Below are 17,090 nucleotides of genomic sequence, written 5' to 3'. Positions count from 1 at the left end.
CGTGCACCGGAGGGTTATATGCCTGTAACGGCATGGATGGGCGGTGGGCGGTGGATCGGGCCCTCCAAGGCTCTCAGGCGCGCCCCGGAAGCCGCATTCCTCACGGCGACGATCTCCGCGAGAATGGATAGCGCGGTCTCTTCGGGCGTACTCGCTCCGATGTCGAGCCCGATGGGCGAATGCAGCCGGGCCAGTGAGCTGTCACCCACCAGGGGCCGCAATGACTCCAGCCGACGGTCGTGGGTGCGCCGCGAACCCATCGCCCCGACATAGGCCACCGGCAGGGCCAGCGCCACCTCGAGCAGCGGGATGTCGAACCTGTCGTCGTGCGTCAGCACCACCACGGCTGTGCGCGAATCGATCTCTGTGCGGGCGAGATAGTGCGCCGGCCATTCGACGACGACCTCGGCGGCGGCCGGAAACCGTTCCGGGGTCGCAAAGACGGGCCGGGCGTCGCAGACAGTCACTCGGTATCCAAGCAGGGCCGCCGCGTTCGACAGCGCCACCGAGAAGTCGACCGCGCCGAAGACGATCATTCGCGGCTGCGTCGACGCCACGACGAACAGTGCCTCCACCGGCCCGTCTTCGCAGTCCACGACCGCGACCCCCGATCGCCCGATGCGGATGCGCGCCGCCAACTCCGCGAGCAGCCGCCGCCGCGCATCGACCCCGAGCGTGCCACCGCCCGTCCGGCCGGCACCCTCCACCGACTCACCCCCCGCACCACCGCCGCGGCCTTCGTCCTGCCCGCCGCTGGCCAGCCCGCCATCAGCCAGCCCAGCACCAGCCAGCCCACCACCAGTCAGTCCGCCACCAGTCAGTCCGCCACGAGCCAGTCCACCATCCGTCAGTCCGCCACGAGCCAGTCCACCATCCGTCAGTCCGCCACGAGCCGGCCCACCATCAGTCAGTCCGCCACGAGCCGGCCCGCCACCGGCGGCCGCGCCGTCGGCCTCAGCCGGATCGCTCCCTGCCGCCAGTAGCGTCCCCAGCGCGGCACCCGCGGTCACCAGCAGCACCCCCGCCGCCGTTCCACCCGCGGCTGCGACCAGCTCGGCGTGCAGCGAGGGCGACGGTGCCTCCACCTTCTGAACCATGACCTCGATCCGGCCCCCGCACGCCAACCCCACCGCAAACGCATCATCGTCGGAGTACCCGAACTCCTGCACCACCGGCATCCCGGTCTCGAGAACCTCGAGGCACGCCTCGTACACCGCGCCCTCGACACACCCGCCCGAGATGCTGCCGATCACCGCGCCCGCCGCGTCGACGGCCATCGCCGTTCCGAGGGTCCGCGGGGCGCTTCCGTCGATGCGCGTCACCGTGGCGACCGCCACAGCCTCGCCGCGGTCGAGCCGTTCCAGCAGCGCAGCAGCCAGCTCGAGCATGCGAAGTCCCTCCCGCGTCACGAACGCGACACAAAAGAATGTTAGAACTCATTCATGCTCACCATTCACAACGCCATCGCGACTTTCGTCGACGAATCGACCGAGACGACCGCCGATCTGCACCTCGACGGCGGCCGCGTGGTGGCTGGCGCGGGCTACTCCGACCAGCCCTCCAACGATGACCGCAGGGCCGCCGCGGGCCATTCCGACCCGGCCTCCAACGGTGACCGCAGAGGGCCCGCGGGCCACTCCGCAGACTCCTCCGACGAGACCCTCGACGCCACAGGCTGCGTCGTCACCCCCGGTCTCGTCAATGCCCATCACCACCTGCTGCAGTCGGCCTTCCGCACCCTGCACGGCACGCGTGGCGTTCCCATGGCGAGCTGGCTGCCGACCATGGCCGCCGCATATGCCGAGGTCGGCATAGACCCTGAGCTCGAACACGCTGCTGCCCTCGTCGGCCTCGCCGAGAGTCTGCTCTGCGGTGTGACGACGGTCGCCGACCACCACCTGAACTGGCCCGGGGGGCCGGGCAACACCGACAATGTCCTGACCGTGCAGATCGCGAGTGCCGCAGCGCAGGCCGCCGCAGAGCTCGGCGCCCGACTCGTCTTCGTGCGCGGGTCAGCCCGAGACGATGCCGAACAGGCGGCCCTCTCGGCGGAATCGATCGTGCAGGCCCTCGTACCGGGCGCGGAGGGCGGGGTACGCGCCGACGGGATGCTGCAGGTGGCGGTCGGCCCGGCAGGAGTGCACAGCGACAGCCCCGAGACGTTCCGCCTGCTCGCCGAGGTCGCCGAACGCTTCGGACTGAGACGCCGCAGCCAGGCGAACGAACAGGTCGACGTGGCGATCGCGCTCGAGAAGTACGGTCGACGGCCCATCGACCTGCTGGACGACTGGGGCTGGCTCACCCCCGACGTGACCCTTGCCCACCTCTGCGCGGTCACCGAGAACGAGATCGCCCGGCTGTCGGCGGCCGGCGTGACCGCGACCCATGCTCCCGCCTGCGATCTGCCGATGGGATGGGGTATCGCACCCGTGGCGGCGCTCCGGGCATCCGGAATCGCCGTCGGCCTCGGCACCAGCGGCGGCGGCAGCAACGACGCCTCGAACCTGCTCGCCGACGCCCGCCTTGCGATGCAGGTCGCCCCGCTGGTCGGTGCGCCGATCCCGGCCCGGCAGATTCTCGGCATGGCCACCCGCGGATCCGCCGCCGGTCTCGGCCGCCCCGAACTCGGCTCGCTCACCCCCGGCAGCGCCGCCGATCTCTGCGTCTGGGACGTCACCGGTGCGTCCGACGCAGGCATCGCCGATCCCGTGGCGGGCCTTCTCTGGGCCAACCCGGGCCGCCGCCCGAAGCACGTCGTCGTGGCGGGCCGCGTCGTGGTGCGCGACTACCGCCTCGTCGCCCACGACGAGCGCAACATCGCCGCCGACCTCACGACCCTCCTCACCGCCCGCCGCCCCGCGTGACCCACGGCATCCGCGCCCGTCGTTCGACGCGTAGCGCAGACGCTAGAGCTCGAGCACCAACCGCGGGCACGCTGCCCGTGACACGCAGATCATCATGACCTCGTTGTCGGCCTGCTCTTCGGGCGTCAGTACCGAGTCGCGGTGGTCGACCTCGCCCGAGACGACCGGCGTCTCGCAGGTGCCGCACGTTCCTTCGCGGCACGACGACAGAACCAGCACGCCCGCCTCCTCCACCACGTCGAGGATGCTCCGCTCCGGCGGCACCGTCAGCGTCATCCCCGAAAGCTCGAGTTCCACGTCGAACGCATCGGCGAGCACCGGCGCGCCGGCCGCCTTCGCCTCGAACCGCTCCAGATGCAATCGCCCCGCCGGCCATCCGGAACCGTCTGCGACCGCCTGCGCGGCATCGAGCAGACGCGACGGCCCGCAGCAGTACACGAGCGCCCCGGCAGCAACCGATGCGAAGCGTTCGTCGAGCGCGAGCCGTTCGCCCGCTTCGCTGGAGTACACCGACACCTGCAACGGATGATCGGATCGAAGCTCGCGGACGAAAGCCATCGAGCCTTCCGACCGTCCGGCGTAGTCGAGCGTCCACGGCACCCCGGCCGCTTCGGCAGCCCGGATCATCGGCAGCAGCGGCGTGATCCCGATCCCTCCGGCGACGAACGCGTACTCCGGGGCCGTGTCGAACGCGAAGTGGTTCAGGGGGCCACGCACGCGCAGGGTCTCGCCGACGGCAAGCGTGGAGTGAACGTATTCCGAACCGCCTCGACCTGCGGCCTCACGAAGCACCGCTACACTCCAGCGAGCCGTGTCAGCGGGGTCGGAGCAGAGCGAATACTGGCGTTCGATACCGTTCGGCAGCATCAGGTCGATGTGCGCCCCCGGAGACCACGACGGCAGCGCTTCCCCGCCGGCACGCTCCAAGGTCAGCAGCACGATGTCGCTCGCGATCTCGGCGCGGCCGGTGACGACCACGTCGAAGGCGGGCAGGGGATGAAGGTTCACGTCGGACTCTCTCTCAGGGGCGCCGGTTCCGAGGTTACGGCACTGCAGCGTCGATGCCGAGGGGCCGGCACTGGAAGCGCCGGCTCAGGAAGGCGGGCACAGGGGGGCCGGCTCACGGGGCCGGCTCAGAGACGCTGCTTGACGATCAGCAGGCGGTAGGCCCCGCTGTCGAGCGACCGCCACCGGTGCGCCGTGCCACCCTGGTAGTACACCGAATCGCCGGCCGCCAGAACGAATTCTCCGTCACCGGAGAGGTCGACGACGACTCCACCCGCGATCACCGTGACGAACTCGTCTTCGGCGTGATGGTAGAAGTCGCCGAACCCTGCATTGCTGGCCGTGAAATCCATCGGCTGGAACCGGGCCCGCGCATCGACGAGCAGGCGTCCCTGCCCTTCGGCGTACGGGCCCCGCGTTCCCTCACTCGCCCTCACGACGTGTGCCCGGGTCTCGACGCGGGGGGCCGACCGGCCGTGGGCCGACACGGTGACCTCACCCCACGCATCCGTCGCATCGAAATCGGCAGCGCCCGCGAGCAGGTCGAGCTGGCTCGTCTCCAGCGCGCGCGCAATGCGTTCGAGCGACGCCATGCTGGGCCGCGCGTGCCCGCGCTCGAGCTGGCTGAGGAACGGATGCGAGAGGTTCGAGAGTCGGGCCAGCTCCACGAGCGTGAACGCCTTGGCGAGCCGTGCCGCCCGGATGGCAGCCCCCAGCTGCAGGGTCTGCGGGTCGAGGGCTCCGACTACCTGCGGCATCACGGCCTCCTCTCAACAGCGATCAACGTCGACGGATCTCGCGACGGGAACGACACGCGCACGAAGCGGGGGCAGACGCCCCTGACGAACAGTAACCGCCCCGACCACCCGTTCGACAAACCGGATCGCCCCTTCTTAACACTCCGAAATGTTCGTGTTACACGTTGGAAACGCGCCAACCGTAAGTTTTGACATGTTGAACACATCAACATCCGCGTGCCCTTCGCAGCGGGCCGCAACCCGTCGTCGCCAGGAGTGTGAATACCGTGAACGCACTGCCTCGTCGGGTCACTCTGCTGCAGAACGCAACACTGCCCGACGGCTCGACCTGCGACGTGAGACTCGATGGCGACACGGTCGGCGCGATCGGTCCGGCGCACAGCGTGCCCGTCGAAGCGGGCGGCGACACCCTCGACCTCACCGGGTTCCTGCTGCTCACCGCCCCCGCCGACCCGCACGCTCACCTCGACAAGGCGCTGTCGTGGGACGCGATCGACCCGCCGATGGGCGACCTCGTCTCGGCGATCCTCGCGTGGCGCGCGTACGCCCAGACCATGACCACCGAGAGCATCGTCGAGCGGGCCCGAAAGGCAGCTCTGCTGATGCTGCGCCAGGGCACCACCGCTGTGCGCAGTCACGTCGACGTGCTGCTCGGTGACGAACCCCTCCGCGGAGTGCGGGCGATCCTCCAGGTGCGGGAGGAGCTCCGCGACCTGATGCACATCGAGATCGTCGCCCTCGCCGGCTCCGACGTTCCCGACGCCGACATCGAGGCCGCGATCGACCTCGGAGTCGACCTGGTCGGCGGCTCCCCGCACCTCGCGATCGACCCCAGCGCCGATCTGCAGCGCCTGCTGCGCCTCGCCGAGCGCAAGGGCGTGGGCGTCGACATCCACACCGACGAGAACCTCACCGGCGCGCTCACTCTCGCCGAATTCGCCCAGAGCGTTCGTGACTGGCCCACCGAGCGCAACCGCAGCGCCGGACACTGCGTGCGGCTCGGCACACTGCAGCAGGATGATCTGGCCGCCGTTCTCGACGAGGTCGAAGCCTCCGACGTGGGCATCATCGCCAACCCGATCACCAACCTCTACCTGCAGGGCTGGGAGCACCCGGTCTCGACGCCCCGCGGACTCACCGCAGCCCGCGCCGTGCTCGACCGCGGCGGCATCCGTTTTGCCGCTGGCGCCGACAATGTGCGCGACCCCTTCAACCCGGTCGGCCGAAGCGATGCGCTCGAGACCGCCTCACTCCTCGTCATCGCGGGCCACCTCACGCTCGACGAGGCGTACACCGCGGTGAGCGATGGAGCCCGCGCCGTCATGGCGCTCCCCTCGGCCGGTGTCGCCGTCGGTGCCCGCGCCGAGCTGCTCGCCATCAGGGCCACCAACCTCTCGGATGCCGTGGCCAACGCCTCGGCAGACCGGTACGTGATCCATGCCGGCAACCTCGTTGCCCAGAGCACTGTGACGTACGACGTCGCCCTGCCCTCCCCCGCACGCCAACCGTCACTCCTGCAAACGAGGTAGAGCTGCCATGACTCTCACATCCCCCGCACCACGCGCCACACATTCGACCCCGACCGACACTCTGCTCGACTTCCGCGACGTCGAGATGACCTTCCCCGACGGCACCATCGCGCTGCAGGGCGTCGATCTCGTCGTCAAGCGCGGTGAGTTCGTGACCGTCGTGGGCCCCTCGGGCTGCGGCAAGAGCACCCTGCTGCGCATCGCGTCGGGCCTCGAACACGCCTCGCACGGCACCGCAGAGCTGGGCACCGACCGCATCGGCTACGTCTTCCAGGATGCGACGCTGCTGCCCTGGCGCACGGTGACCGACAACGTCGAACTGCTCGCCGAGCTGCACGGCGAGAAGAAGAAGGCCCGCGCCGAGAAGGCCGCAGAGGCCATTGAGCTCGTCGGCCTGAAAGGCTTCGAGAAGCACCTGCCGCGTGCTCTCTCGGGCGGCATGAAGATGCGCGCCTCCCTCGCCCGCTCGTTGACGCTCGACCCCGAGCTCTTTCTCTTCGATGAGCCGTTCGGTGCTCTCGACGAGATCACCCGCGAGCGCCTGAACGACGAACTCATCCGGCTCTTCAACGCCAAGAACTTCGCCGGGCTGTTCATCACCCACTCCGTCTCCGAAGCCGTCTACATGTCGACCAAGGTCGTCGTCATGTCGGGCCGGCCCGGAAAGATCGTCGAGACGTTCGACGTGCCCTTCCCGCAACCCCGCGATCCCGAGATCCGCTTCACCCCCGAGTACGCCGCGCTCGTCGGCGAGGTCTCGCACGCTCTCCGGAAGGGACACGGCCACTCATGACCACCATCTCGAACGAAACGGCGGTCGGAGACGACGTCGACACGCTCCAGTCCCACCCCACCCCCGGGCTCCCGGTCACCGCGACGGTCGCGAAGCCGAAGGGCAAGAACCGCATCACCAAGTGGCTGCCCCCGCTCATCGTCTTTCTCGCGATCGTGGTGGTCTGGTACCTGATCAGTCTCTTCGTGCTCAACCCGGCCCTGCGTTTCCTGCTGCCGCTGCCGCAGGACATCATCATGAAGGGGTTCATCGATCCGCTGTCGTTCAACGCCCTGATCGTGGCACTCTGGCAGACGGTCATCGTCTCCATGCTAGGGCTCGCGATCGCCATCGTCATCGGTGTCGCCTGGGCCGTCGCCATGTCGCAGGCGAAGTGGATCGAACGCTCACTCTTCCCCTACGCCGTCATTCTGCAGTGCATCCCGATTCTCGCCCTCGTTCCGCTCATCGGCTTCTGGTTCGGTTACGAGTTCCAGTCGCGGGTGCTCGTCTGCGTGATGATCGCCCTGTTCCCGATGGTCAACAACACGCTGTTCGGTCTGCAGTCCGTCGACAAGGGCCACAAAGAGCTGTTCAAGCTGCAGGATGCGAGCCGCACGACCACGCTCCTGAAGCTGTCGTTCCCTGCCGCCCTTCCGGCGATCTTCGCGGGCATGCGCATCTCGGCCGGCCTCGCCGTGGTCGGCGCCATCGTCGGCGACCAGTTCTTCCGACGCGGAACGCCCGGTCTCGGCATCCTGATCAGCAACTACAGCTCGCGCCTGCAGGGTGAACAGCTGTTCGCAACGATCATCACAGCCGCCCTCTTCGGCGTCGTCATCTTCTGGCTCTTCGGACTGCTCGGCCGACGCGCCGTCGGCAAGTGGTACGACTTCAACTGATTCCCCCCTCAACTGTCCCACCGCACCACCCGCACAGCACCTCCCGCACCAGCACAGCACTTCCCCTGCACACATCCCAAGGAGAACTCATGCGCAAACAGTCCAAGAGAGTCGTTCTCGCGAGCGGCCTCGCCATTCTGAGCATGGCGGCCCTCGCCGCCTGCAGCTCGGGCGGCGCCACCACCACCCCTGCGGCGAGCGCTGCAGCCGGCGGGGTCGACCTCGCGGCTGCGGGTTGCCCGGCCACGGTCGTCATCCAGACCGACTGGAACCCCGAAGCCGAGCACGGCCATTTGTACGAACTGCTCGGCCCGAACCCGGTGGTCGACGCCAACCAGAAGTCGGTCTCCGGCCCGCTGTACTCGAATGGCGCGGCGACCGGCGTCAACGTCGAGATCCGCTCGGGCGGCCCTGCCATCGGTTTCCAGACCGTGACCAGCCAGATGTACGCCGACCCCGACATCACCCTCGGCTATGTCACCACCGACGAGGCCGTGCAGCTCTCGGCCGACCAGCCCACGACCGCCGTCTTCGCGCCCCTGGACAAGACCCCGCTGATGATCATGTGGGACCCGGCGACCTACCCGAACGTCAAGACGATCGCCGACCTCGGCAAGACCGACGCCGTCGTTCGCTACTTCGGCGGCTCGGCCTACATGGAGTACCTGATCAGCGCCGGCCTCCTGTCGAAGGACAAGACCGACGGCAGCTACGACGGCACCCCCGCCAGCTTCGTCGCCGACCAGGGCAAGGCGGGCCAGCAGGGCTTCGCCAGCGCCGAGCCGTACCAGTACCAGTACGAGGTGCCGGCGTGGGGCAAGGCCGTGAACTACCAGACGATCGGTGACGCCGGGTACCCGGTCTACGCATCCGCTGTCTCGATCAAGACGGGCGACAAAGAGAAGCTCTCGGGCTGCCTGAAGGCCCTCGTACCCGTGCTGCAGCAGGCGGAGGTCGACTACTTCGACAGCCCCGACGCCGTGAACACGATGATCCTCGACCTGGTCACGCAGTTCAACACCGGCTGGGTCTACTCGCAGGGCATGGCCGACTACTCGGTCAAGACCCAGAAAGACCTCGGACTCGTCGGCAACGGCGACAACAGCACGATCGGCGACATGGATGAAATCAACGTGCAGAAGATCATCGACGTCGACACCCCGATCTATGCCGCCGGAGGCAAGGCGGTCAAGTCGGGCCTGACCCCCGCCGACATCTTCACCAATGAGTTCATCGACACCTCCATCGGTCTGAAGTAGTCCGATGACACACGCTTCGCCGGTGCCCACCGCTCGCCTTTCGGGGCGCCGTGTCGTGGTCACCGGCGGAGCCCGTGGCATCGGCGCCTCCATCGCCCGGCGTTTCAGAGGCGAGGGGGCGGATGTCGCGATCCTCGACCTGCTCGAAGAGCAGGGCCGGGCCACCGCCGCTGAGATCGGCGGCACCTTCCACCGGGTCGATCTCTCTGACGAACAGAACACCCGCGACGCGCTCGGCGAGGCGATGGATGCGCTCAGCGGTATCGACGTGCTCGTCAACAACGCGGGCATCCTGCGCTTCGCCCCCCTGCTCGAGATCTCCGTCGCCGACTGGGACGCGATGTTCCAGATCAACACGCGCGCCATGCTGGTCACCACGCAGGTGGCCGCGAAACGGATGATCGCCCAGAAGTCGCCCGGAAAGATCATCAACATGGCGAGCATGGGCGGCAAGACCGGTGGTGCCGGCCAGGGCCACTACGCCGCCTCGAAGGCCGCCGTCATCGCCCTCACCCGGGTCACCGCGCTCGAACTGGGCGCCCACTCGATCACGGCCAACTGCCTCTGCCCGGGTTATGTGCTCACCGAGATGGGTGCGGCAACCCGCACGGAGGCCGACATCGCCCAGTGGTCGAGCTACTCCCCACTCGGCAGGCTGGCGCAGCCCGACGATGTCGCCGGGGTCGCCGCTTTTCTCGCCAGCCCCGATGCCGACTACCTCACCGGCCAGTCGTTCAACGTCACCGGCGGGATGATCATGCACTGACGAACGACCGCCCCACCCGTCTCACCCGCGAACCACCCCCCAAGGATTGAAGCCATGCCGCGCAACCTCGTCGAACTCTCCAGCCTCGCCGCCGTCGAGGCCCTGCGCACCGACTCCGTCGTCGTACTGCCCACCGGGGCGATCGAGCACCACGGGCCGCACCTGCCGCTGTCGACCGACTTCCTCGTCGCCGAGGAGTCGGCGAAAGCCGCTGTCGACCTCGCGGCTGCGAACGGTGTCAACGCCTGGCTGCTCCCCGGCCTCGCCTACACGAAGTCCGACGAGCACCACTGGGCGCCCGGCACCGTCTGGCTCAGCTGGGAGACGCTGATGCAGACGATCGTCGAGATCGGCGAGTCGATCGCCCAGACACCCTGCACCAGGCTCGTCTTCTACAACGGCCACGGCGGCAATGTCGCCCTGCTGCAGGTCGCCTGCCGGGAGCTCCGCCGCCGGTTCGGCCTGCAGACCTTTCTGATCGGCGGCCAGATGCCGGCCAACGGCGGTGCGAAGTCGGGTGAGACCGAGTTCGGACTCGGCATCCACGGCGGTCACGTCGAGACCAGCGTGGTGCTGCACCTCCGCCCCGAGCTCGTCGACATGAGCCTCGCCGTGCGGAGCGTTCCCGAGCACCTCCTCGACTACGAGTACGTCGGTTTCGGCAAGCCCGTCAGCTTCGGCTGGGTGAGCCGTGACTTCGCGGCCTCCGGCGTCATCGGCGACCCGACCACCGCGACCGCTGAATTCGGCAGGGCCCATTTCGAGAACAACGTCGCCCAGGCCGCGGCCGCCCTCGCCGAGATCGCCCGCTTCACCCCGACAGCACCCCAGAAGCGTATCGGCTTCTCTGCGGGCTGATCCCCGCGACATCCGTCCCTTCACCCCTGAACACCTGAGGAACCCGAGGAACCCGAATGACCGACACCACCTCCGCCCCCACCATCGAAGCCACCGATGACCTCGCCGTGGAACTCCGCGAACTGCTCGGCGACCGCGGCGTCACCACCGAACTCCGCGCGCGCGAGAAGGCCTCCATCGACGGCGCCTACCTCTCCCCCATCCTGATGGCGCAGCTGCCGCTCGGTCTGGCCGACCTCGTCGCGTTCCCCACCTCTGCCGAGCAGATCGCCGCCGTGATAGCGGCCGCCGTGCGCCACCACGTGCCCATCACCCCCCGCGGCAAGGGCACCGGCAACTACGGCCAGGGCATCCCGATGCAGGGCGGCCTCGTGCTCGACATGTCGAAGGCCCGGGGCGTGATCGAGGTCGGTGATGGCTTCATCACCGTCGAAGCCGGCACTCCCATGGTGATGATCGAGCAGGCGGCGAACGCCGCAGGCCAGCAGATCCTCATGTACCCCTCCACCGCACAGTCCTCGATCGGCGGCTTCCTCTCCGGCGGCTCCGGCGGCACGGGGTCGATCAAGCACGGCTCGAACCACACCGGCTTCGTCAAGGCGCTCGATGTGGTGCACGCGGTTCCGGATGCCCGGCTCATCCATGTCGACGGCGAGGCCGCGGAGCCCTACGTGCACACGTACGGCACCCTCGGCATCATCGCCCGCGCCACCCTCGCGCTCGAGCCGCTGCAGAACTGGAAGGGCCTCTACGCCAGCTTCGACACCTTCGCCGACGCGCTGAGCGTCATCCGTGAGATCGGGCGCCTCGAGCCCACCCCCCGGCTCGTCTCCGCCGACCTGCCCGTGCTCGCCAACGCTCTGCCGGATGACCCGGCCATCCCGAAGGACCGCGCCAGCCTCCGCGCCATTCTCGACGACTCGACCGTCGAAGCGGCGACCGCGCTCATCTTCGGCGCCGGCGGCCGCATCGAAGATGTCCGCGAGGGCGCCCAGGCTTCGATGAAGATCAGCATGCTCTCGTACAACCACCCCATCGAGTGGCTGCAGAAGAGCGACCCGGGCAAGTACTTCCACATCGAGGTGGCCGGTGACGCACTGGTCGACCGCATCGACGAGGTGCACGCCGTGTACAACGGAGGGATGCTGCACATCGAAGCCCAGCACAATCGCCCCATCGGCATGCTCGCCGGAATCTATGAGAGCCCCGAACAGGTCTACGCGGGCTTCGCGGCCCTCGACGCGCTCGGCGTGGGCTCGCACAATCCGCACCACTGGGAGGTCGACCACGAGGTCGAGCGCACGCGCCGCCTCGCGGTGCAGACAGACCCCGAGGGCCTCTTCAACCCGGGAAAGCTGCCGGCTGAGGGTGCCGAGGCCGTGGCGGGCGCCGGCAAGGTCACCTGATGGCCTCGGGCAATCCGCTGGGCGCCTCGACCATCCCGGTCGGCCTGTCGTCGGCTCCGTTCCTCAGCGAACTCCGTGAGTGGCTGCCGACGAACGACGAGTTCGTGCGTCCGCTCGTCGCGCTCGCCACCCTCGGCGAAGACGGCTACCCCGACGTGCGCCATGTGCTGCTGAGCGAATTCAGCGAGGAGGGGTTCTTCTTCCACACCGACTCCCGCTCGCGCAAGGTCGCCGAACTCGCCCGCGCGCCCCGGGCATCCTTCACCATCGCCTGGCCGGAATTCGGCCGCCAGCTCAGCGTCACCGGTGACACCGAGATGCTCACCTCCGATGCGGCAGCGCACGTCTTCGCCAAGCGCTCGCCCTACCTGCAGGTGCTCGCCCATCTGAACGACTCGGCGTTCGCCCAGCAGGCTCTGGATGATCGGCTCTCCCACTGGGCTGCCTTCACCGCCGCGCACGCCACCGGCACGCTCTCCCCGCCCGAGACCTGGGCCGGCATCCTGCTCCGCCCCCGTCGCGTCACCCTGTGGCACGGTCGACCCGACACCGCCAGCCGGCGCACCGAGCACACCCGGGAGGCCGACGGAACATGGAGCACTGCCATCCTCCCCGGCTAGCCGCGCGCCGGGCGCTGCCGCACGCCGATGCCCGCCGAGATGCGGGCGAGCGCATCGGCGAAGTGACCTTCGCGACCCGGCGTCGCCCCGCCCGAGAGATTGACCCCGATCATCCCGCTCAGCTCGAGCAGCCCCTGGCTGAACTCGATCGCTGCAGCGACACCCTCGGCGTACACATCGCGGGCGCCCAGAATGCGCTCGAGATACCCCTCGGGCAGCACCAGCGTGGTGAACGTCGCGAGCAGCTCGGCGCTCCCGCGGTCGACGACGACCGGAACGCACCCCACGAACCCGAGCCCGCCCGTGCCGCGCACCCGCAGCCCGGCCGCCTCCTCGTGCCGCCGCACGTCGCGGATGAAGCTGGCCACGGGCTCCACGCCGCCCGCGTGGTTGACGAACGCGATCTCGGCCCCGGCTCGCTCCTTCTCGACCAGCCGCGCCGCTCGCTCACCCACGGGCGGAGTCGCGGGCGAGTCTCCCACCGATACCAGGTGCCCCGCCGCACGGGCCAGGGCCGCGACCCGGGTCGAGTCGAGATCGAAGACCGGCAGGGCATCCGGCCGGGAACCCGTCAGGGTGTGATCCCCCGTCACGCAGTGCACCCCGCCCACCCCGACGTCTGCGAGCCCGGCCAGTTCACCCTCGATCGCCACCCGGTTGCGGTCGCGGCAGTTGAGGCCGCTCCACACGGCAAGCCCCTGGCTCTGGATGAGGGCGGCCCGGTAGGTGGGCGAGAACTGTACCCGTTCGGCCCCGGAGTCTCCGGCCAGCACCGCATCGACCTCACCGGCGAGCAGGGCGGCGCACTCGGCGATCGACGCCGCGTCGAGCGCGCGAGCCGGAAAGTCCGCCACGACGATCTGGCGCTCGGCGATCACCGCACGCATGGCCTCGGCACCGGCGTTCGCCGCCGCGACGCCCTGGCTCGGGGCCGGTTCGCCGGGCATCCGACCGTCGCCGGCTACGCCCGGCCACCGCACCGTCGGGGCATCGACGAACACGCACCGGTGATCAGACACCTCGCAACAGCCGTCGAACCCCACCCCGCCGCACGGGCCGTACTCCATCTTCTTGGGGCACGTGAAAACTCCCACCACAGCTGTCACGGGCAGCACTCCTCACAACGTTAGGGCGAGACAACAGCATTATGGCACCACAGTCCCCCACCCCGGCCGACAGCACCTACGATCTCGTCGTGCGCTCGCAGCGCGTACTCGTCGACGGAACGTTCCGCCCGGCTGCCGTCGTGGTGCGAAACGGCACCATCCACGCGATCGCCGACATCGCCGCCCCGTTCAGCGCTGTCGCTGACGTGACCCTCCCCGACAGCCAGGTGCTCCTCCCGGGAATCGTCGATACGCACGTGCACGTCAACGAACCCGGCCGCACCGACTGGGAGGGCTTCGCCAGCGCCACCCGCGCAGCCGCCGCCGGCGGTGTGACCACCATCATCGACATGCCGCTGAACAGCATCCCGCCCACCACGACTCCCGAGGCGCTCGCCCTGAAGCGTACGGCCGCCGCCCGCCAGGCCACGGTCGACGTCGGGTTCTGGGGCGGCGCCATCCCGTCGAGCCTCGGCCACCTCCGCGAGCTGCACGACGCCGGGGTCTTCGGGTTCAAGGCGTTCCTCTCCCCCTCCGGCGTCGACGAGTTCCCCCACCTCAGCACCGAGCAGCTCCACCTCGCCCTGGCAGAGCTCGCCGAGTTCGACGGGCTGCTGATCGTTCACGCCGAAGACCCTGCCGTGCTCGCCGAGCATGAGAACGCCGGAGGTGTCGGCTACAGCGACTTCGTGGCCAGCCGCCCGGAATCCTCCGAGCTCCAGGCGATCGAACACCTCATCGAGGGGCTCCGGATGACCGGCGCGCGCGCCCACATCCTGCACCTCTCCGCGGCCAGCGCCCTGCCCGCCATCCGGGCCGCGAAGGCCGACGGCCTGCGCCTCACTGTCGAGACCTGTCCCCACTACCTCAGTTTCGCCGCCGAAGGCATCCCCGATGGCGCGACCCAGTACAAGTGCTGCCCGCCCATCCGCGACGAGAGAAACCGTGTGGCGCTGTGGCAGGCGCTCCTCTCCGGCGACATCGACCTCATCGCCTCCGATCATTCCCCCAGCACCCGCGAGCTGAAACTCGCCCATGGCGGCGATTTCGGCCTGGCCTGGGGCGGCATCTCCGGCCTTGAGGTCAGCCTGGCCGCCGTCTGGACCGCCGCCCACGACCAGCAGATCTCCCTCGAGGCGGTGAGCGAATGGATGTCCGGCAGCACGTCGCGCCTGGCCGCCCTCCCGCAGAAGGGCTCGCTCGCGGCCGGCGCCGACGCAGACTTCATCGCGTTCGCCCCGGACGAGACTTTCACGGTGCTCGCCGACCACCTCGAGCACAAGAACAAGCTCACGGCCTTCGAGGGCTCCGACCTGCGCGGGGTCGTGCATACGACCTGGCTTGCGGGCGCGGCCGTGTTCTCCCGTGACGAGGCACCCCTCGTCTCGACACTCTCCGGCCGTCTGCTCACCCCTCGTTCCACACCGTCACCCGTCTAAGGAGTTCTTCGTGTCCATCGTTCTTGGCCCCAACCGCTACGGCAAAGCCGAAAGCCGCGTCGTTCGCATCTACCGTGACGAATCGCGCCACGAGATTCGAGACATCAACGTCTCGACCGCCCTCCGCGGCGACTTCGCGGGAGCCCACCTGTTCGGTGACCAGTCCAAGGTGCTCCCCACCGACAGCCAGAAGCAGACGGCCTACTCCTTCGCGAAGGAGAAGGGTCTCGTTTCGATCGAGGACTACGGGATGACGCTCGGCGCACATCTCGTCGACACCGTCGAGCACATCGACAGCGCCCGTGTCGAAATCGAGGAGTTCGCCTGGCAGCGTGTGCTGGTCGACGGCACCGAGCACGACCACACGTGGACACGCCAGGGGCAGGAGACCCGCACAGCGGCCATTGTCGTCACCGGCCGGGGCGACGAGCGGCAGACCACCGTCATCGCGGGGTTCAAAGACCTCATCATCCTCAAGTCGACTGGCTCGGAGTTCGCCGGGTTCTACGAAGACGCGTACACCGTTCTCGAACCCACCCATGATCGCATCATGGCCACCTCCCTGGTGGCGCAGTGGCGCTTCACTGAGGCGCCGGCCGACTGGGAGGCGAACTACCCCGCCGTCAAGCAGATCCTCGTCGCGACCTTCGCCACCGTCTACTCCCTCGCGCTGCAGCAGACGCTGTACGAGATGGGCAAGGCGGTACTCGAGGCCTTCGACGAGATCGCCGAGATCCGCTTCTCCGCCCCCAACAAGCATCACTTCCTCTTCAATCTCAGCCCGTTCGGCGTCGAGAACAACAACGAAGTCTTCAATGCGGATGACCGACCCTACGGTCTCATCCAGGCGACGGTGCTGCGCGACGATGTCGCACCCGCCCCAGCAGAGGCCTGGGACAGTTACACCGGGCTCGTCTAGCACTGCGGCCGGTTCTGCAGCGGCGGGTCCTGGATGTGGTCAGTACTGCGTCGGCCAATCGAAGGCGGGGCTCGGTTCTGCAGCTGTTCCGGCCGCCGACACCACCAGGTCGATCTCCATCCGGTTGGTGAAGACGATGGAGGCCGGGTCACCCGTGTAGGGCTTCTTGTCGATGAAGACCGTGAACGTCTCCGTCGGCGACGCCACATACGACCCGATTCGGGTTGGGTCCAACGCCACGTTCCACTCGGTGAAGAACTGGCCGAGGGTGAAGTCGGCAGGGACGGGCGACTCGACGTGGATGATCCCCGTTTCGTCGTGCGTGTGCAGCGGCGACACCGTGCTCGATGGGTTGTCGATACCGATCTCGCCCGGCACGGTCTGAGCCTGTCCGTCGACGCTGATGGCCAGGTGCGCGTGGATGTGCTCGACGGTCCCCTCCGTGCCGAGCATCCGAAGTCCCGCACGTGCAGCCCGATCTGTCGGATCGGTGGGCCGCGCCCACGGCGCCGCCGTGGCAGCTCCGGTCGCCGTCGTCTGCGGAAGGAACGGGCTCTCCGCTGCCGCTGTCTCGGCAACAGGCGGATCCGCCGGAGCGGAGCGGAGCGACCCGAAGACAACGACTCCCCCCAGAGCGACGACGCTCAAAACCCCGAGCTGGATCGTGGTGCGGCGAGGGTGTGCGGGCATTGGCCCAACCTACGTCATCGAGTTGGGCGTCTAATGTAAAAGAGCCCAACCGGGTGGGGTTGGGCCCTGTTCTAGTGGCGGGTTTGTGGTGGCTTAACGAGAACAGCCCAGCCGGTGTGGGCTGGGCTGTTTCGAGGATGGGTCCGGCGGTGTCCTACTCTCCCACAAGGTCTCCCTTGCAGTACCATCGGCGCTGA

At 68.6% G+C, this 17,090-nt stretch carries 16 protein-coding genes; 11 read left to right on the top strand and 5 right to left on the bottom strand.

Annotated features, from left to right (window positions below):
* Positions 1 to 14: 14 nt before the first annotated feature.
* A complete protein-coding gene (locus tag B7R24_RS04760) occupies positions 15 to 1,388 on the bottom strand; it encodes an XdhC family protein (RefSeq protein WP_116417839.1) in 1,374 nt (457 codons plus the stop codon).
* 54 nt (positions 1,389 to 1,442) lie between these two features.
* On the opposite strand from B7R24_RS04760, the gene B7R24_RS04755 reads away from it, so the two are divergent.
* The gene (locus tag B7R24_RS04755) at positions 1,443 to 2,864 is read left to right on the top strand and encodes an amidohydrolase family protein (RefSeq protein WP_116417838.1); all 1,422 of its coding nucleotides are present in this window, start codon (positions 1,443 to 1,445) and stop codon (positions 2,862 to 2,864) included.
* 42 nt (positions 2,865 to 2,906) lie between these two features.
* Here the strand turns inward: B7R24_RS04755 and B7R24_RS04750 are convergent, their stop codons facing one another.
* A complete protein-coding gene (locus B7R24_RS04750; RefSeq protein WP_116417837.1) occupies positions 2,907 to 3,872 on the bottom strand; it encodes a PDR/VanB family oxidoreductase in 966 nt (321 codons plus the stop codon).
* 125 nt (positions 3,873 to 3,997) lie between these two features.
* The gene (locus B7R24_RS04745; protein ID WP_116417836.1) at positions 3,998 to 4,627 is read right to left on the bottom strand and encodes a helix-turn-helix domain-containing protein; all 630 of its coding nucleotides are present in this window, start codon (positions 4,625 to 4,627) and stop codon (positions 3,998 to 4,000) included.
* Between the two features lie 266 nt (positions 4,628 to 4,893).
* On the opposite strand from B7R24_RS04745, the gene B7R24_RS04740 reads away from it, so the two are divergent.
* The 8 genes from B7R24_RS04740 (at position 4,894) to B7R24_RS04705 (ending at position 12,739) form a co-directional block, all read left to right on the top strand.
* Positions 4,894 to 6,156, top strand: a complete 1,263-nt coding sequence (locus B7R24_RS04740; RefSeq protein ID WP_116417835.1) for an amidohydrolase family protein — start codon at positions 4,894 to 4,896, stop codon at positions 6,154 to 6,156.
* A 7-nt stretch (positions 6,157 to 6,163) separates the two neighbouring features.
* Positions 6,164 to 6,949 carry an ABC transporter ATP-binding protein gene (locus B7R24_RS04735; protein WP_116417834.1) on the top strand — a complete coding sequence of 262 codons (786 nt, stop codon included), beginning with the start codon at positions 6,164 to 6,166 and terminating at the stop codon, positions 6,947 to 6,949.
* Positions 6,946 to 7,830: an ABC transporter permease gene (locus B7R24_RS04730; protein ID WP_116417833.1), complete on the top strand. Its 885-nt coding sequence runs from the start codon at positions 6,946 to 6,948 to the stop codon at positions 7,828 to 7,830. Before B7R24_RS04735 ends, B7R24_RS04730 begins: the two co-directional genes overlap by 4 nt.
* An 89-nt stretch (positions 7,831 to 7,919) precedes the next feature.
* A complete protein-coding gene (locus B7R24_RS04725; RefSeq protein WP_116417832.1) occupies positions 7,920 to 9,089 on the top strand; it encodes an ABC transporter substrate-binding protein in 1,170 nt (389 codons plus the stop codon).
* A gap of 4 nt (positions 9,090 to 9,093) precedes the next feature.
* Positions 9,094 to 9,855, top strand: coding sequence for an SDR family NAD(P)-dependent oxidoreductase (locus B7R24_RS04720; protein ID WP_116417831.1), 762 nt, complete (start codon positions 9,094 to 9,096; stop codon positions 9,853 to 9,855).
* A 54-nt stretch (positions 9,856 to 9,909) separates the two neighbouring features.
* Positions 9,910 to 10,713, top strand: coding sequence for a creatininase family protein (locus tag B7R24_RS04715; protein ID WP_116417830.1), 804 nt, complete (start codon positions 9,910 to 9,912; stop codon positions 10,711 to 10,713).
* 56 nt (positions 10,714 to 10,769) lie between these two features.
* The gene (locus B7R24_RS04710; protein ID WP_116417829.1) at positions 10,770 to 12,119 is read left to right on the top strand and encodes an FAD-binding oxidoreductase; all 1,350 of its coding nucleotides are present in this window, start codon (positions 10,770 to 10,772) and stop codon (positions 12,117 to 12,119) included.
* Complete coding sequence (locus B7R24_RS04705; protein WP_116417828.1) at positions 12,119 to 12,739, top strand: pyridoxamine 5'-phosphate oxidase family protein; 621 nt, start codon at positions 12,119 to 12,121, stop codon at positions 12,737 to 12,739. The genes B7R24_RS04710 and B7R24_RS04705 overlap by 1 nt, the downstream gene beginning before the upstream one ends.
* On the opposite strand, the gene B7R24_RS04700 is transcribed toward B7R24_RS04705, so the two are convergent.
* Positions 12,736 to 13,833: a methylenetetrahydrofolate reductase C-terminal domain-containing protein gene (locus B7R24_RS04700; protein ID WP_301182460.1), complete on the bottom strand. Its 1,098-nt coding sequence runs from the start codon at positions 13,831 to 13,833 to the stop codon at positions 12,736 to 12,738. The genes B7R24_RS04705 and B7R24_RS04700 overlap by 4 nt on opposite strands.
* Positions 13,834 to 13,886: 53 nt before the next feature.
* Here B7R24_RS04700 and allB point away from each other — a divergent pair, with 53 nt between their 5' ends.
* The gene (gene allB / locus B7R24_RS04695) at positions 13,887 to 15,284 is read left to right on the top strand and encodes an allantoinase AllB (protein ID WP_116417826.1); all 1,398 of its coding nucleotides are present in this window, start codon (positions 13,887 to 13,889) and stop codon (positions 15,282 to 15,284) included.
* A 10-nt stretch (positions 15,285 to 15,294) separates the two neighbouring features.
* Positions 15,295 to 16,203: a factor-independent urate hydroxylase gene (pucL, locus tag B7R24_RS04690; RefSeq protein WP_116417825.1), complete on the top strand. Its 909-nt coding sequence runs from the start codon at positions 15,295 to 15,297 to the stop codon at positions 16,201 to 16,203.
* Positions 16,204 to 16,242: 39 nt separating this feature from the next.
* Here pucL and B7R24_RS17275 read toward each other — a convergent pair whose 3' ends face one another.
* On the bottom strand, positions 16,243 to 16,893 hold the full coding sequence (locus B7R24_RS17275) for a hypothetical protein (protein ID WP_116417824.1): 651 nt from the start codon (positions 16,891 to 16,893) through the stop codon (positions 16,243 to 16,245).
* Positions 16,894 to 17,090: the final 197 nt, after the last annotated feature.

The organism is Subtercola boreus, from assembly GCF_003399645.1.
In the GTDB taxonomy this organism is placed as follows: Bacteria; Actinomycetota; Actinomycetes; order Actinomycetales; family Microbacteriaceae; genus Subtercola; species Subtercola boreus_A.
This window is presented reverse-complemented; position numbering and strand designations above follow the sequence as displayed.

Coding starts and splice junctions, on each gene's coding strand:
- B7R24_RS04760 (WP_116417839.1), bottom strand. CDS start 1,388: ATGCTCGAGCTGGCTGCTGCGCTGCTGGAACGGCTCGACCGCGGCGAG.
- B7R24_RS04755 (WP_116417838.1), top strand. CDS start 1,443: ATGCTCACCATTCACAACGCCATCGCGACTTTCGTCGACGAATCGACC.
- B7R24_RS04745 (WP_116417836.1), bottom strand. CDS start 4,627: ATGCCGCAGGTAGTCGGAGCCCTCGACCCGCAGACCCTGCAGCTGGGG.
- B7R24_RS04735 (WP_116417834.1), top strand. CDS start 6,164: ATGACTCTCACATCCCCCGCACCACGCGCCACACATTCGACCCCGACC.
- B7R24_RS04730 (WP_116417833.1), top strand. CDS start 6,946: ATGACCACCATCTCGAACGAAACGGCGGTCGGAGACGACGTCGACACG.
- B7R24_RS04725 (WP_116417832.1), top strand. CDS start 7,920: ATGCGCAAACAGTCCAAGAGAGTCGTTCTCGCGAGCGGCCTCGCCATT.
- B7R24_RS04720 (WP_116417831.1), top strand. CDS start 9,094: ATGACACACGCTTCGCCGGTGCCCACCGCTCGCCTTTCGGGGCGCCGT.
- B7R24_RS04715 (WP_116417830.1), top strand. CDS start 9,910: ATGCCGCGCAACCTCGTCGAACTCTCCAGCCTCGCCGCCGTCGAGGCC.
- B7R24_RS04710 (WP_116417829.1), top strand. CDS start 10,770: ATGACCGACACCACCTCCGCCCCCACCATCGAAGCCACCGATGACCTC.
- B7R24_RS04705 (WP_116417828.1), top strand. CDS start 12,119: ATGGCCTCGGGCAATCCGCTGGGCGCCTCGACCATCCCGGTCGGCCTG.
- allB (WP_116417826.1), top strand. CDS start 13,887: ATGGCACCACAGTCCCCCACCCCGGCCGACAGCACCTACGATCTCGTC.
- B7R24_RS17275 (WP_116417824.1), bottom strand. CDS start 16,893: ATGCCCGCACACCCTCGCCGCACCACGATCCAGCTCGGGGTTTTGAGC.